The sequence below is a fragment of the Bdellovibrio svalbardensis genome (genome assembly GCF_029531655.1).
GTDB classification, from domain to species: Bacteria; Bdellovibrionota; Bdellovibrionia; order Bdellovibrionales; family Bdellovibrionaceae; genus Bdellovibrio; species Bdellovibrio svalbardensis.
Genome location: NZ_JANRMI010000002.1, coordinates 881,306 through 895,481, shown reverse-complemented (window position 1 = coordinate 895,481; position 14,176 = coordinate 881,306). Strand labels below are relative to the sequence as shown.

Below are 14,176 nucleotides of genomic sequence, written 5' to 3'. Positions count from 1 at the left end.
GTGTTGAAGGTAAAAAAAGAAGACACCACAGCAGTGTCTTCTTTTTTTTGACCGGTTATTCTCTGTGCTTTTTGAAACTAAAGCGAAATGTTCTTAGATGGTGTATATTGCCATTTCAATATTCAATCTTTTGCTCTCGATTTAAGCCTGGCCTACGCTTTTCTAAAATTCTTTAGAGGAGATTCTTATGGCATATGGCGTAGTACATTTTTTTCCAAACGGCACTAAAGAGCAGTACGAGGCGACACTGGCTGCAGTACATCCTAACCGCAGCACTTTGCCTAAGGGGCAAGTATACCATGCGGCAGGCGCATCTAAGGGCGGTTGGACTGTTATTGCAATTCATGACTCCAAAGAGAGCTGGGAAAAGTTTCGCGATGAAACTCTCACACCTCGTTTCACGCAGGGAGTGAAAGGTGGTTTTGCGACACCACCTCAAGAGCAGGCTTTCGACATCTACAATCTGCAAACTAAAAAAATGGTAGATCGAGAAGCGAGTCTCTGACCATCTAACTGTTTGATGGAGAATGTTATTAATATACCGCAGCCTTATTAATTAAATATAGGGCGCGGTATAGTTTTATTTTCAAAACAATTGCGATCAACGCTTCTATGAATGACCTCGTCTACTTCTTTTCTCCACCGTGGTGGTGCATTTCACAAAAGTGCTTTGCCTCCAAATATCTCTATTCATAAAAAATATTTTTCCCGTCGCTTAATGATATTTAAGTCAGTGACTGCGCTTTAAGTTGAGACAAGCCGAACAAACAAATTAATTAATCCATAAAAGTGATCGATACTCTCTTTGGTTCCCATGCTTCATCTTACAAAACGAGGTACTTTCATGATGTCGAAGCTTAATTTGAAAACCAAGTTGCTCTTACTTTGTGGTCTTCTTTCGTCTGTTATTGTTGTCGTAGGTGTTACGGGACTCTTATCTCTTAAAAAAGTTGGAGAAGAGTATGGATTTGTTGTGTCTAAAGTTGCTCCCAAAATCAACCATGCCAATCAGATGCTCATAGACTACAGAAGAGTGCGTATTTATATTACGACATTGGCTATTCCTGGTGCGACACCCAGCGAAGGGGAAGATGCAGTTCGAGTCGCTCAAGAAACAATGGCTCAATACGAAAAAAACGACGCAGCTTATGTAAATCTGAATTTCGTTCCTGGTCAAAAGGAGCTCTACGACAAAGTTCGTGGGGCGTGGTTGGACTTTAGGAAAACATCTGAGAACGCAATTTCCTTATATCTGTCAGGATCTATTTCTGACAAAGAGAAGATGAATAGAGTGCTTCTTAAGGACTGCAATGAAAAAGCAATCGCGTATACAGCCGCAGTCAATGAACTGATTCGCTTCCATCAAAGTGTAATGCAAAGCAAGGCGGCTTCAGCTCAGGAAATCTCTGAACAGGCGAGCGTCTTCACTCTGTCTATCGTTGTCGGTGGAATTGTTTTTGCGTTGGTTTGCGGATTCATTTTTGCGAATACATTGGCGCGATCGCTCAATCGAATTAGTGAGGCCGTTCTTGGAGCTGCGGAGCAAACGTCATCTGGAGGTGCGCAATTGGCAGCGGCCAGTGTGCAGCTTTCAGCGGGTTCTACGGAAGCGGCAGCATCTCTGGAGGAAACGGTGGCTTCACTGGAAGAACTATCCAGCATGGTCAAATTAAATACAGGGAATGCACAAGAAGCCAATGTGCTTTCGCAAAGATCGAGAGAGTCTGCGGAAAAAGGAGAGATATCAATTTCAAAGCTTATTGATTCGATGACGGATATTGCCAATGGCTCCAAAAAGATTGAAGAGATTATCAATGTTATTGACGATATTGCCTTTCAAACGAATTTGTTGGCGCTCAATGCCGCCGTGGAAGCGGCCCGCGCTGGAGAGCAAGGGAAGGGATTCGCGGTTGTGGCTGAGGCCGTTCGTGGTCTGGCGCAAAGAAGTGCGCTCGCTGCAAAAGACATTTCTACGCTTATTACCGAGAACGTCAGCAAGAGTGAGAACGGCTCGAAGGTCGCACATGAAAGCAGTGCCGTTCTTAAAGACATTCTTAATGCGGTAAAGAAGGTTGCAGATCTTAATGGTGAGATCGCAGCCGGAAGCCAAGAGCAAGCCAGTGGTCTGGAGCAGATATCAAAGGCGATGAACCAGCTGGATCAGGCAACTCAAGCAAACGCCGCGTCCTCAGAAGAGGTGGCCGCCTCATCGGAGGAGATGTCTCATCAGGCGAATGCTTTGTCTGAACTTGTCGAGGAGCTTCAGAAAATTGTACAAGGAGCTAAAGGTGACGCTCCCGCTTCACTGGCGTCAAGTCGACAAGGTTCTGCTAAACGAACTGGACGAGAAGAAAATAAATTGGCGGCAGCAGCTTCCTTTGACAAACAGGCCAGCGGAAGAAGTGGCATTGGCAACCTCTCAGGATTTTGAGTAAACTGATCGACCTGTGTGGTGTGATCAGTTTAGATTTTGATGATTTCCACTGAGGGGGCGATCTAAGAAGTCGCCCCTTCATCATTAATCATAGGCGATTGCCGCAGCTAAAATGTCTCTAAGGCAACTGTTTTTTGGATTTTCTCTGCGTTTTGCGGGTTGGTATTTGTTCCAAAGACCACTTCTTCAATTAAGAGTACGCTTTGTGCTAAGCTATGGGACTGAGAGGAAAGTTCCATAGCAGCAGCAGATGACTGTTCCGCGGAAGCTGCATTTTTTTGTGTCACTTCGTCCAAACTGTTCATCGCCTTGCCGATTTGATTGATTCCATTTCTTTGCTCAGCGCTGGCCGTTGCTATTTCATTATTTAGATCAGCGACTTCTTTCACGGATTTTACAATTTCTCCCAACACTGTGCCGCTTCGTTCGGCTTGAGAACTTCCGTTCCTAATTTTGGCAACGCTACCATTAATCAAAGAGGCAATGTCCTTAGCGGCTTCTGCGCTTCTTTGGGCAAGGCTGCGCACAGCCTCGGCGACAACTGCAAATCCTTTTCCTTGCTCTCCAGCGCGGGCCGCTTCCACGGCAGCATTGAGCGCAAGAAGATTTGTTTGAAAGGCGATGTCATCGATAACATTCGTGATTTCAGCAATTTTTTTTGAGTCAGCGGAAATGCTGTTGATAGATTCAATAAGTATTTTAATTTCTTGCTCACCTTTGGTTGCAATGTCGCGGGTTGAGACCGCTAAAGCAGCTGCCTTGGTGGCGCTATCGCTATTAACCTTAACCATTGAAGTCAACTCTTCCATAGTTGCTACAGTCTCTTCCAAAGAGGAAGCCTGTGTCGCGGCCGCTTGTGAAAGAGTTTGTGAAGACTCAGCGATTTGATTGGCGGTGCTCGTTAGCTGTTCGCCCGATTTACCCAAAACCTTTGTCGTTCTTTGGAGGACTGCAATGGGACCATTCATAACGAATGCGGCAAGTAAAAGAGCGCCAAGGCCGCCGGCAAAAATGAAGAGACCTAAATAAGTGGTGGGTGAGAGACCTCCGTCACTTGTCGCCGCCTTGTGGGTTTCTGCGATATCATTCGAAATTGCAAAAACGCCATGCAATTTTCCATCCTTCCAATCCTCCATCCTGTATCCAAGAATATCTCTTCCATTTCCCCAAGGACTAGTCGCTGGATCTCCATGACAAGCAAAGCAGCCAAAGGATTTCTTAAGGCGGACGGGTCTATACACCGTGACCTTATGGCCATTGTCTTCCACATATTCTTGTAGATTTACGTCTGCCTCGAACTGTTTAAAGATCTTCATTTCTTCGAATGTGGCGGCATTCTCTTTTTTGCGGGGCTCATTTGAAAAGACGCGAAAATTATAGTGTTGAGCTTCGGAATCTTCCATCCCGATTTTCATGGCGGCATAGATAGGCACTTGTTGAAGGATGATAGATTTGTCTTCTTCTGTAAGTTCAAGGGAGGATTTGTATTTTTTGGTGTACAGTTCAATCATCGGCTGGAGTCCACCCTGATTGGCGACGAATTTTGCGGCAGCATCCAGCCTGGAATGTATTGTCCTGGATTTAGTTATTAATCCTTTGCGAAACTCCACTTCGTTGAAGTGAATCGCTGTTCCTAATGCAACGGCCGCGCACATGATGCACGCTACGGCCACTGTCCATAAAATTTTCACCTTTAACTCTAGTTTTTTTAACCAGATCATTCAAGTTTCTCCATGTTTAAATGTGAATTGAGATTTAACTTTTGAGCATCCTGGAGGAGGCATTAAACAATATCAAGCTTATGAGTTTTTTTGAACAGGGGGTGGATGTTGAGGAAATATGGGAACGCATATTCGAGCAATTCCTCATATGACAATTGATGGATGTATAGTTTGATTTAAATTAGAAATTCTAAAAGCAATTGATGTTGGCGTTAATTAGGAGACAGCGAAAGAGTCTTAATGTTTGAGGTCTCGCTCTGTTCTCCCCAGCTGATAGTGATGGAGTTGTCGTGATGCAAGAGGCTCCATTTGTTATCGCGCTGAATTCCCTCGGCGATTTTGTCGAGGAATTTATAATCGAGTGCGTGAATTGCAATTTTCTCGGCCTGGTGAATATTTTCGCCAGCACACTCACGCAAAATAAGATTGGCATCTTTATAAGTATAAACTTTGACGGTTTGAGCGGCCTTCGCTGCCTTGTGAAGTTTTTTAGGGCTGGGGTTGCCTATCTCAATCCACAAGGAGATTCGACCACTCCCAAGGACCTCAACGCGCATTGCGGGAACTTCAGGATCTCCCAAGCCTGCAGGCGAAAACTCAAGGTCTTGCTGAGAGTTCAATGCAAAAGCAATCACTCTTGTCAGAAGGTACTGCATTGATTCGGAAGGGTGCATGGCAACCCGGAAGTCAAGGAGGTCGTAGACTCCACGGTCCACGTCGGAAAGATCAATGCGGAACCGATAGAGCGTTGTTGTTTGAGCCATTAGTAGTTCACAGTTTCAAAGAGATCAGTGGCTTTAGGAGTAATTTTAATCAAACCTAAGTCTTTTAATTGAGATGCGAGCGTGTCCCAGCGTGATTCCATCATGGATCCCAGTTTTACATCTTTCACGACGATCAAAGGTTTTTGAATTTCTGCTGCAGATTTAAAAGTCTCAAGATTGAGGCTTTTATTAAGCGTGGCCATATAGTGGTTGGCTTTATCGGGGGCGGAAAGATAATTTTTCCAGCCTTGATCAACAGCTTTAAGAACTTTTTTGACCAGATCAGGTTTGTTTTTAAGTGTGTCTTCCGTTGTGGCTAAAACGACCAGATAGGGATTGAAACCTTCGTCTGCAATCATGAAGGTCTGCACCTTCGCCCCGGACTTTTCAGCGCTGAGAGGTTCCGTGGTTAGAAAGCCCTGTTGAGAAAAGTTTTTGTCGTTGATGAAGTTAGCAACGCCGCCCAAGTAAGGAACGACTTTAACCTTGGGTTTTCCAAACTTCTTAACTAAGAACTGAAAATAGGGAAGACCAGACTGCATTGAAAGGACGCCGTCTGAAGTGAATACTTCTTTTAGATTTTTAAAGCCACGCTCTTTGTGTGACATAACGATATAAGGAGCAGTTTGATAAACTGCATACAAGGCTTTTACCTTATTCTTAGAGTTGCGATCCTGCGAAAGAATAATCTCATCAGCACTGACGATAGCGAAATCTACCTTTTTATTGGCCAGCATTTGTACTGTGGGTGTGCCTGAGCCACCTTGAATGATATCCACCTTGAGACCTTGTTGAGCAAAATATCCTTCCAATTCCGCCGCGTAAAATCCGCCGAATTCTGGTTCTGCTTTCCAATTCAATGCCAAGCTGACAGTTTGTGCTGCGAAAATCTGTGTGGAACATAATAAGACAAAGACCAGAATTACATTTTTCATATTTCACCTTGAGAAAAAGGTCTGCGACTTGTGACTATTCGGTGTGTGATATTTAAGGCGCCGATTAAAAGTAGACCGAGGATTGAAAGTAATAACAAAGACGCAAAGACGATATCAACCCGTTGTTGAGTTCTGGCGGCGTCGATCATCGCTCCTAAGCCTCCACCAGCTACAAATTCACCAGCGATACTACCAATGATGGATAAACCGATGGCTATCTTCAGGCCCGAGAGAATATGAGAGTACGCATTGGGAAGCTTGAGCTTTACCAAAGTTTGCCAAGGGCTGGCATGGTAAATTTTAAACAGATCTTTCTGCGCGGAAGAGGCACTTTCCAAACCTGATAACGTGCTTGCGATAATTGGAAAGATCGACACGATAAAGCTGGATGCAATAACGGTCGGGGCTCCAAAGCCAAAGTAAATCACTAATAAGGGGGCAATGGCGATGATAGGCACCGTCTGGAAAAATACAGCAAATGGCAGAATAGCTCTTTTTAAAAGGTTGGACATTGAAAATACAAAAGCAGTCAGTCCGCCGATTAAAATACTCAAGGCCAGACCACAAAGAGTGTTCTTGAGTGTCTCTATGAAAGCGGTCTGAAAATCAGGATGAAGTTCAGCAATTGTTTTTAATACTTGGGAGGGAGCCGGAATCAGGGTTTCTTGGATCCCGCCGCTTTTCACTAAGACTTCTAAAAGGGCCGTAAAAATTATGAACGCCACGAGTGCTGGAAGGCTTTTTGACAAGTTGCTGGTCTTCAGGTTGTGCTTCATGCTCGAAGTCTTTCTGAAAGTTCTCTGACGACCTTGTTAAAGGTTTCTGAGGTGCGTAGTGAGTCCGTTCTGTCGCCGGGAAGGTCCAAAACTTTATCAGAAGAAATTTTAGCCCCCGTTCCCTTTAACATAATAACTCGTTCAGCAAGAAAACTGGCTTCTACTAATGAGTGGGTCACAAAAATCACTGTCATTTTTTCTGACTTCCACAGGTCTCGCAACTGCAGTTGCAATTCAGAGCGCGTAATTTCATCAAGAGCCGCGAAAGGTTCATCGAGCAAAAGAAGTCGGGGTTGGGTCACTAAAGCCCTGGCAATTGCGACACGCATTTTCATTCCGCCGGAAAGTTCATGGGGGAATAAATGGGCCGCCTCTTGAAGTTTTACCTTTTCCAAAGCCTTGAGAGCTTTGTTTTTCATTTCTTCTTTTTTTAGACCCAAGTCAGGCAGGAGTTCAAAGGGCAAATAAACATTTTCCAGGGCTGTTTTCCAAGGAAGTAAATTCGCATCTTGAAAAACAAAACCAATTTGTTCAGTGTTAGTCTGTACCGAACCTGACGTGGGCTTCTCGAGACCTGCAATCAGACGCAGTAAGGTCGACTTGCCTGATCCAGATGCACCAACTAAAGAAACGAAAGAACCCGCAGCAATTTGCACATTCATGTCAAGAATGACGGGGCCTGCGGTGCTTTTCGCAAAATCCTTCGTCAGGTCCTTAATTTGAATACTTGCAGCTGCCGCAGTTGTTTCCGGCATCTTTACACCCAGTCGTAGTTGAAACTGATGCTGATGCGTTCTTTATCAGTATCGCCACCTGCAGCCTTGTCGAACTGATTCCCTGGGACTTCATGACGAAGCCAGCTTTCAAAGAGCACGAGATGGCCTTCGGCTGGCTGTAAAGAGATGAATCTTTGGTTTGCCTCTTTGGCGTTGGCTTTGCGAGGTGGTGTTGCCATGAAGCTTGCCATGCGCGGATCTTCAAATTTAATTGCCGAGCTGCCCTTCGGAGTCTGCACATAGTAAGTCCCGCTGATAACTGAGAGCGGGTGGATATGCATGCTGTGATGAACCCCTGCCGGCATGATATTAATCCAGCAAGAGCTCATTTTAAGTTCTTTGGGATCGATATCCATTTCGAGATGTTTAACAAATTTGCGAACATGTTTGTTGATCTCTTTTTCAAGCAATTCAAATGTTGTCGAAGCTTGGTGAAGTTGCGCGATCGATCCATAAGATGTGTATCCACCGGGGTAGTTTTTTAAGGACCAAAGCTGCCCCTCTTCATCAATTCGCGAATAGGTTTTAGCTTCCTGTTTCAACTCTTTATTCATTTGAGACAAAGTTGGTTTTTGGCCAGCCGCCTTCAATGGCGCGTAATAAACGAAGGTAGGGAAGAGTGTTTTTATCATATTGAGACATTAGGATTAAAAGTGTTTCAAGACAAGAACTGATAACCATTAGTTCGACACCTGCTAAAACTATCGCCACGAAAGGACTGTCATCTGCATTTAAAAAGGGGAGAGGCTGGATTTCTCTTGGCACTCCCCTTGCTTTGTATCTAGGTATTACCAAGGAGTGAATTATGAAAAAGCAACTTTTAGTAACAGTGATCGCAATGATTCCAGCAATGGGTTTCGCAAAAGTTGCCGATTTCAACTCGATGATCTCTGACAATATGAAAGAACAAGGTCAGCTTCATTCCACGGTAAAAACCACTGTTGGCGAAGCTCGCGAAAAAGCTCGTGAGCGCATCGTTATCGTTGAAAATAAAGGTGGCTCTTATAATGCCCCTACTAAAAAAGAACTCTTAGCATTCAGCAAAGAGAAGCAAAACTTCGCTCCATCACAAAAGAAGCAATTCGATCGTTTGGCGAACGAAATCCATCTTTCTGATGAATAGTTTTAAAGTATAAGTTTGCGAAGTTCCTGCTGCGAATAAACGTAATCCGCATAAACCATGGTGTTGGTGATATTTCGATGTCCCAACGCCACCTGGACCAATCTTAAATCCTTCGTCTTTTGATACAATTCAATCGCAAATGTATGCCTTAAGGAGTGGAACTTCTTTGGAACGGGGCGATACATTTCCCAAACTTGATAGAGTCTATTGTAAGAGATGGGGAAAACCTTGGTTCCCCCTTCTTTTTCGGCAAATCGATGAAGCCGATTGAAGATATCAGAATGAAGAGGAATTTCCCGATCGTTCGAGCCCTTTATTCCCCGGATAAAAACACTTTCATCGTAGGGGTTCAAATCCGACCTTTGAATATTGAGAATTTCCTGAGCCCGGGCGCCGGTTCTTAAAGCCACCCAAAACATCAAACAATTGCGTGGATCCTTATCCTGGAAATCTGTGAGAATTTTTCGCAAACGTTCTGTTTCGGGTGCGAGAAGATATTTGTTTTTATTCAGTGAGTATCGAGATGCCGTAGCCATAATTCATCATTCAAAAGTCTGGGTGGGTTTGACAAGGGGTATTGCGTGACTCACTGCATCCAAAGTGTTGATATATAAACAAGATATTGTTATACGCTCTGCGTCTATTTATGATGCGTTGCGCTACATGGATATACCGCAAACACCACATATAAAAACATCAATAATACCAATAACTTAATACTAAAGCTTATAACTATAAGCTTTAGGTAAATTTGAAAAAGGGGTATCCGGGGTATCCCAGGAAGGATTCTTCCGTGGTTTCAATGACTTAGCTTGACTCTTGATCTGCACCTTTTAAAGTATATCTGTATTTCACAACGCAAAACAATGTGTAAAACAATACTAATATTGTGAAATGCAATGGTCTAGAGGGGGTTGATGATGGAAATGGAAGTCCAGGGTATGGATCAGGGGTTTGAAGAGGTTGCTGAAATAGGCCCATCAAACGAGAGCTTTCAAGAAGGGGAGGAGTCTCCCCGTTCAAAGACCTCTTTAAGGATGCATTATGAAGCTCAAGTTGCAGTTATCCGCCGTCAAACGGGGGATTTGGAGTCTGTTCGCCTTGGTTTGGGGCTTTCACAAAGAAAAATGGCCCAACTTTTAATGGTCGATCCCTCAGCTTGGACCCGCTGGGTGAAGCAAGGAGATGAAGCTCCACCCCATATTTGGCGTGCTTTGCAGTGGTTTTCGGCTTTGCAGGAAAAAATCCCGGGTTTAACTCCCCATTATTTCATTAATCAAAGCCCTCAGGTGCTGCATCAAAAAGCTTTGCAGGAGTTGGATCAGGAGCGGTCGGAAAGACAGCAGGAACATCGAAATTTGCAGGAAAAATTGGATCTTATCTCTGCGGATCGGGCTGAGCTGCAGAACTCACTTCAGCAGGAGATCTTTAAGCTCAAAAAAGACCTGAATTTTCATAAGAAGATGAGTATAGTCATCCTTTCTTTAAGTATTGTCTGGGCCGCTGTGCTCATGGTTTGGAAATTTGCATGATTAAACACGACGTCGTAAGGCTTTTAGCCACTCAAAAAATCGCTGCTGCCATCACTAAAATGGGCCAGTCTTTAACGGAAGACGAAATCTATAAAGCCTTGGTTGAACCACCGAACTCTGAAATGGGTGATCTGGCATTTGGGTGTTTTACGCTCGCAAAAGCCCTTAAAAAAGGCCCTCCACAAATTTCCGCTGAAATTGCGCAAAATATTGTGACCGATTCTGAATTGGTAAAGGCTCAAGCTGCAGGTCCTTATCTAAACCTGACGTTCTCTCCACAGGCTTTGGGTGAAAAAGTTGTGGCGCCGATTCTGGATGGTTCATTCTTTAAGAAACAAATTCTTGAGAAGTCTCCAAAAACAATGATCGAGTATTCGCAACCCAACACTCATAAAGAGTTGCATGTGGGGCATATGCGAAACCTTTGTCTGGGTGATGCCCTCGTGCGCATGCTTCGCTATTCGGGCCGCGAAATTATCTCTTCTACCTTTCCTGGCGATATGGGGACTCACGTCGCGAAGTGCCTTTGGTATATGAAAAAACACAACCACGAGCCGGTTCCTGCAAAGGAAAAGGGTGAGTGGTTGGGGCGTATGTATTCAAAAGCCAATCTTCTTCTCGAGGACCAAAACGGGACCCCGCAGGAAGAGATCAATCGCGCCGAATTGACCGAGATTCTAAAGCAGCTCGAGTCTGGCAATGGTCCTTACTATGACCTTTGGAAAGAGACTCGTGAGTGGTCCATCGCTTTGATGAAGAGTGTTTATAAATGGGCCAACGTTGAATTCGACGAGTGGTATTTTGAGTCGGACATGGATACACCTTCTGCATCTTGGGTGAAAGACCTTTATGCTCAGGGTAAGCTTGAAAAATCCAATGGCGCTATCGGTATGAATTTGGAGTCTGAGAATCTGGGTTTCTGTATGCTTTTGAAAAGCGATGGAACCGGACTTTATGCGACTAAAGATTTGCTTTTAGCGAAGCATAAATTCGAAGACAGAAAAATTGAGAAATCAGTTTATGTTGTCGACATGCGCCAGGCGTTGCATTTCAAGCAAGTTTTCCGTGTTCTGGAAATTCTTGGTTTCGAGCAGGCTAAAAATTGCTTCCATCTTCAATATAATTATGTCGAATTGCCTGATGGCGCGATGAGCTCTCGTAAGGGAAATATCATTCCTTTGAGTTCACTCGTACACAGTATGGAAGGCCATGTAAAAGCGACTTATTTAAGTCGTTATGAAAACGAATGGTCTAAAGAGGAAATTGAGACAGTTGCGGGGCAGGTTGCCAAAGGTGCTATTTTCTATGGCATGCTTCGTATGGATACGAACAAGAAGATCGTCTTTGATATGAATGAATGGCTGAAACTAGACGGCGAGTCGGGTCCATTCATTCAATACTCTCACGCACGTATTGCAAGTCTTGGCAGAAAGTTCCCGCGCACCACTGATAAAGTTGATTGGAGTCAGTTGTCGCATGCAAGTGAAAGACAATTGATGCAGGCGATGTTTGGCTTCAATACGTCAGTAGCACAAGCCTCTGAAAACTTTAAACCTGCCGCAATCTGCACTTATCTCTATGAGTTGGCGAAGAAGTTTAACGTTTTCTATCATGAGTGTCCTATCGGAATGGAAAAAGATGAAGCCACTCGAGAGGCGCGTCTGGCGTTGGCTGCTGCGGTCGGCGCTACCCTAAAACAAGGTATGTCTGTATTAGGAATGCCTGCTCCTGATAAAATGTAGTTATTTTTTAAGCACTCCGACCCGTCGTCGGAGTGCAGCATTACCGCTAGGCGTAAGTGCTAGTCTTTTTACTCAAATCATCCCATGATCGCCTTCGCAAACGTAAATCAGTTTCAATAATCAAGATGGGGCCTTCTATTCTGACCCCATCTATGAAGGAGTCTACTTTGGGAACTTTTGAAGTCATCTCTAAGCATGGTGATCATGAACAAGTTGTATTCTGTAATGATCCGAATGTTGGTTTAAAAGCTATCATCGCAATCCACAACACGGCGCTAGGTCCAGCTCTTGGTGGAACACGCATGTGGAACTACAAAAATGAAGATGAAGCTTTGGTGGACGTTCTTCGTCTTTCTAAAGGTATGACTTATAAAGCTGCGGCTTCAGGTTTGAACTTGGGTGGCGGTAAAGCGGTTATCATCGGTGACCCAAAAACTCAAAAATCAGAAGGTCTATTCAGAGCTTTTGGTCAGTTCGTAAACTCTTTGAATGGTAAATACATCACTGCTGAAGACGTTGGAACGAACGTTCAAGACATGGAGCATATCTACATGGAGACTCCTTGGGTGACTGGTATCCCTAAGGATTTCGGTGGTTCAGGCGATCCATCTCCATACACGGCGCATGGCGTTTTGATGGGTATTAAAGCTTCTGCCAAAGAGAAATTCGGTACGGATTCTTTGAAAGGCATGAGAATCGCTATTCAAGGTCTTGGTAACGTGGGTTCAAATTTGGCGAAATACCTTCAAGCTGAAGGCGCTGAGATGACAGTTGCTGATATCGACATGGCTCGCACTAAAAAAGTGGCAGAAACTTATGGCGCGAAAGCAGTAAGCTCTGAAGAAATCCTTTTCACAGATTGCGATATCTTGGCTCCGTGCGCTTTGGGTGCGATTGTTAACGATCAAACTATCACGAAGTTCAAAACCAAAGTCATCGCTGGTGGCGCGAATAACGTTCTTGCAGAGGCTCGTCATGGCGATCAATTGCGCGAATTGGGCATCTTGTACGCTCCAGACTACGTTATCAATGCCGGTGGTTTGATGAACGTATTCGTTGAGCTTGAAGGTTACTCTCCAGACCGCGCGTTTGAGAAAACGAAGCGTGTTTATGACAATATCTTAAAGGTTTACGAAATTGCAAAACGTGACAATATCGGAACCCACACTGCGGCGGATCGTCTGGCTGAAGAGCGTATCAAAACTATTGGTCGCCTCAAACAACGTCACCCAGGTAAATCTTCTCGTTCATTCACAACTTTGAGAGAAGTCTATAACCGCTAGTTCGCAATTTAGCTCCCCCGTGAGTTAAATATCAAAAGGCTCGTAGCTGCTAACGCAGAACGAGCCTTTTTTTACCGCAAAAGGTGCCAGGCACCTTTTGCTTCACTCGCCGCGTAACGATCTGTTATTGGGGGTGGCTTTGCTTGACTAAGGTCCTTAAACTGCAGAACAATTATTCCTTCTAAGTATTTATTAACAGCGAGGAATTATCTTGAGCACGAAAATCTCTAAAGACGCTTTGAAGTCACCAGATCAAGTTACCAAAACTTTGCGTGAAGGTTTTGTCTGGACTACGACACACTCTAAAATTGTTATTACTGTGGTTGCTGCTTTTATCGTAGTGGGTACAGGGATTTCTATCGCTGGATATCTTTCTGATAAAAAAGAAACAGCAACTCAAGAGAAGTACTTCGCGGTTGAAAAAGTTTATAACGAAAAACGTCGTGGCTTTGAAGAAGCAGCTCGTGCGGAAGTGATGGCAGGTCAAGCTAAGGACAAAAAAACAGCTCCGGCTTTTGATCCCGCAAAGAAAGCTTCTGGCGACTTGCAAAAAGACTATGGAACTGTGATTCCTGGTTTTGAAGCCTTGATCAATGAAGCGCCAAGCACGACAGCAGCAAGAATGGCCGCTTTGAACTTGAGCAATATCTATATGGAATACAAAAAAACTGATGAAGCTCTTGCGACTTTGCAAAAAGTTGAAAAAGCTTTGAATAAATCAGAGGCGACCAGCGCTTTGGTTTACATGCAAATGGGTAATGCCTTTGCTGATAAAAATGACTGCAAATCTGCCGTTGATACTTGGCAAAAAATCACTGCTGCAAAGAATTTCCAATTTGCTCATGATGAAGCGAAACTTCGTATGGGTCTTTGCTATGAGTCTTTGAATGACGCTGCAAAAGCTGAACAGCTTTACACAGAAGTAGCTAAAAAAGAGAACGCGGAACAACCTACTGATGTCGCTGCAGTTCGTGAAGCCTCTAAGTATCTACGTCTTTTGAAGGCGAAGAAAAGCCTTTAGGCCGGTTTACGCTCCTGCTGCGCAGGAGTAGAGAAGTCCTCTCGCGGTTCTGGTGTGTTTTAGTTGTGA

The 14,176-nt window shown here is 44.2% G+C and carries 14 protein-coding genes; 7 read left to right on the top strand and 7 right to left on the bottom strand.

What is annotated here, in order from left to right; all coding sequences use genetic code 11:
• Positions 1-187 precede the first annotated feature (187 nt).
• Both NWE73_RS09480 and NWE73_RS09475 read left to right on the top strand, forming a co-directional pair.
• On the top strand, positions 188-505 hold the full coding sequence (locus NWE73_RS09480) for a hypothetical protein (protein WP_277578073.1): 318 nt from the start codon (positions 188-190) through the stop codon (positions 503-505).
• Between the two features lie 309 nt (positions 506-814).
• Positions 815-2,431 carry a methyl-accepting chemotaxis protein gene (locus NWE73_RS09475; protein ID WP_277578072.1) on the top strand — a complete coding sequence of 539 codons (1,617 nt, stop codon included), beginning with the start codon at positions 815-817 and terminating at the stop codon, positions 2,429-2,431.
• 110 nt (positions 2,432-2,541) lie between these two features.
• Here the strand turns inward: NWE73_RS09475 and NWE73_RS09470 are convergent, their stop codons facing one another.
• The 6 genes from NWE73_RS09470 to NWE73_RS09445 form a co-directional block, all read right to left on the bottom strand.
• Complete coding sequence (locus tag NWE73_RS09470; protein WP_277578071.1) at positions 2,542-4,155, bottom strand: methyl-accepting chemotaxis protein; 1,614 nt, start codon at positions 4,153-4,155, stop codon at positions 2,542-2,544.
• Positions 4,156-4,367: 212 nt separating this feature from the next.
• Entirely contained in the window at positions 4,368-4,919 is a 552-nt protein-coding gene (locus NWE73_RS09465; protein WP_277578070.1) for a YaeQ family protein, read from the bottom strand.
• Positions 4,919-5,854 carry an ABC transporter substrate-binding protein gene (locus NWE73_RS09460; protein ID WP_277578069.1) on the bottom strand — a complete coding sequence of 312 codons (936 nt, stop codon included), beginning with the start codon at positions 5,852-5,854 and terminating at the stop codon, positions 4,919-4,921. The genes NWE73_RS09465 and NWE73_RS09460 overlap by 1 nt, the downstream gene beginning before the upstream one ends.
• Positions 5,851-6,630: an ABC transporter permease gene (locus tag NWE73_RS09455; RefSeq protein ID WP_277578068.1), complete on the bottom strand. Its 780-nt coding sequence runs from the start codon at positions 6,628-6,630 to the stop codon at positions 5,851-5,853. The genes NWE73_RS09460 and NWE73_RS09455 overlap by 4 nt, the downstream gene beginning before the upstream one ends.
• Complete coding sequence (locus NWE73_RS09450) at positions 6,627-7,385, bottom strand: ABC transporter ATP-binding protein (RefSeq protein WP_277578067.1); 759 nt, start codon at positions 7,383-7,385, stop codon at positions 6,627-6,629. Before NWE73_RS09450 ends, NWE73_RS09455 begins: the two co-directional genes overlap by 4 nt.
• Before the next feature lie 2 nt (positions 7,386-7,387).
• Positions 7,388-8,038 carry a TIGR02466 family protein gene (locus NWE73_RS09445; protein WP_277578066.1) on the bottom strand — a complete coding sequence of 217 codons (651 nt, stop codon included), beginning with the start codon at positions 8,036-8,038 and terminating at the stop codon, positions 7,388-7,390.
• A gap of 173 nt (positions 8,039-8,211) precedes the next feature.
• On the opposite strand from NWE73_RS09445, the gene NWE73_RS09440 reads away from it, so the two are divergent.
• Positions 8,212-8,529, top strand: coding sequence for a hypothetical protein (locus NWE73_RS09440; RefSeq protein ID WP_277578065.1), 318 nt, complete (start codon positions 8,212-8,214; stop codon positions 8,527-8,529).
• Positions 8,530-8,531: 2 nt separating this feature from the next.
• On the opposite strand, the gene NWE73_RS09435 is transcribed toward NWE73_RS09440, so the two are convergent.
• Positions 8,532-9,065: a tyrosine-type recombinase/integrase gene (locus NWE73_RS09435; RefSeq protein ID WP_277578064.1), complete on the bottom strand. Its 534-nt coding sequence runs from the start codon at positions 9,063-9,065 to the stop codon at positions 8,532-8,534.
• A gap of 384 nt (positions 9,066-9,449) precedes the next feature.
• On the opposite strand from NWE73_RS09435, the gene NWE73_RS09430 reads away from it, so the two are divergent.
• The 4 genes from NWE73_RS09430 (at position 9,450) to NWE73_RS09415 (ending at position 14,107) form a co-directional block, all read left to right on the top strand.
• Positions 9,450-10,061, top strand: a complete 612-nt coding sequence (locus tag NWE73_RS09430) for a hypothetical protein (RefSeq protein ID WP_277578063.1) — start codon at positions 9,450-9,452, stop codon at positions 10,059-10,061.
• Complete coding sequence (argS, locus tag NWE73_RS09425; protein ID WP_277578062.1) at positions 10,058-11,803, top strand: arginine--tRNA ligase; 1,746 nt, start codon at positions 10,058-10,060, stop codon at positions 11,801-11,803. Before NWE73_RS09430 ends, argS begins: the two co-directional genes overlap by 4 nt.
• Positions 11,804-11,955: 152 nt before the next feature.
• Positions 11,956-13,086, top strand: coding sequence for a Glu/Leu/Phe/Val family dehydrogenase (locus NWE73_RS09420; RefSeq protein WP_277578061.1), 1,131 nt, complete (start codon positions 11,956-11,958; stop codon positions 13,084-13,086).
• A gap of 211 nt (positions 13,087-13,297) precedes the next feature.
• Positions 13,298-14,107, top strand: a complete 810-nt coding sequence (locus tag NWE73_RS09415; RefSeq protein WP_277578060.1) for a tetratricopeptide repeat protein — start codon at positions 13,298-13,300, stop codon at positions 14,105-14,107.
• Positions 14,108-14,176 lie beyond the last annotated feature (69 nt).

Coding starts and splice junctions, on each gene's coding strand:
- NWE73_RS09470 (WP_277578071.1), bottom strand. CDS start 4,155: ATGATCTGGTTAAAAAAACTAGAGTTAAAGGTGAAAATTTTATGGACA.
- NWE73_RS09450 (WP_277578067.1), bottom strand. CDS start 7,385: ATGCCGGAAACAACTGCGGCAGCTGCAAGTATTCAAATTAAGGACCTG.
- NWE73_RS09465 (WP_277578070.1), bottom strand. CDS start 4,919: ATGGCTCAAACAACAACGCTCTATCGGTTCCGCATTGATCTTTCCGAC.
- NWE73_RS09445 (WP_277578066.1), bottom strand. CDS start 8,038: ATGATAAAAACACTCTTCCCTACCTTCGTTTATTACGCGCCATTGAAG.
- argS (WP_277578062.1), top strand. CDS start 10,058: ATGATTAAACACGACGTCGTAAGGCTTTTAGCCACTCAAAAAATCGCT.
- NWE73_RS09420 (WP_277578061.1), top strand. CDS start 11,956: ATGAAGGAGTCTACTTTGGGAACTTTTGAAGTCATCTCTAAGCATGGT.
- NWE73_RS09455 (WP_277578068.1), bottom strand. CDS start 6,630: ATGAAGCACAACCTGAAGACCAGCAACTTGTCAAAAAGCCTTCCAGCA.
- NWE73_RS09435 (WP_277578064.1), bottom strand. CDS start 9,065: ATGGCTACGGCATCTCGATACTCACTGAATAAAAACAAATATCTTCTC.
- NWE73_RS09475 (WP_277578072.1), top strand. CDS start 815: ATGCTTCATCTTACAAAACGAGGTACTTTCATGATGTCGAAGCTTAAT.
- NWE73_RS09480 (WP_277578073.1), top strand. CDS start 188: ATGGCATATGGCGTAGTACATTTTTTTCCAAACGGCACTAAAGAGCAG.
- NWE73_RS09430 (WP_277578063.1), top strand. CDS start 9,450: ATGGAAATGGAAGTCCAGGGTATGGATCAGGGGTTTGAAGAGGTTGCT.
- NWE73_RS09440 (WP_277578065.1), top strand. CDS start 8,212: ATGAAAAAGCAACTTTTAGTAACAGTGATCGCAATGATTCCAGCAATG.
- NWE73_RS09460 (WP_277578069.1), bottom strand. CDS start 5,854: ATGAAAAATGTAATTCTGGTCTTTGTCTTATTATGTTCCACACAGATT.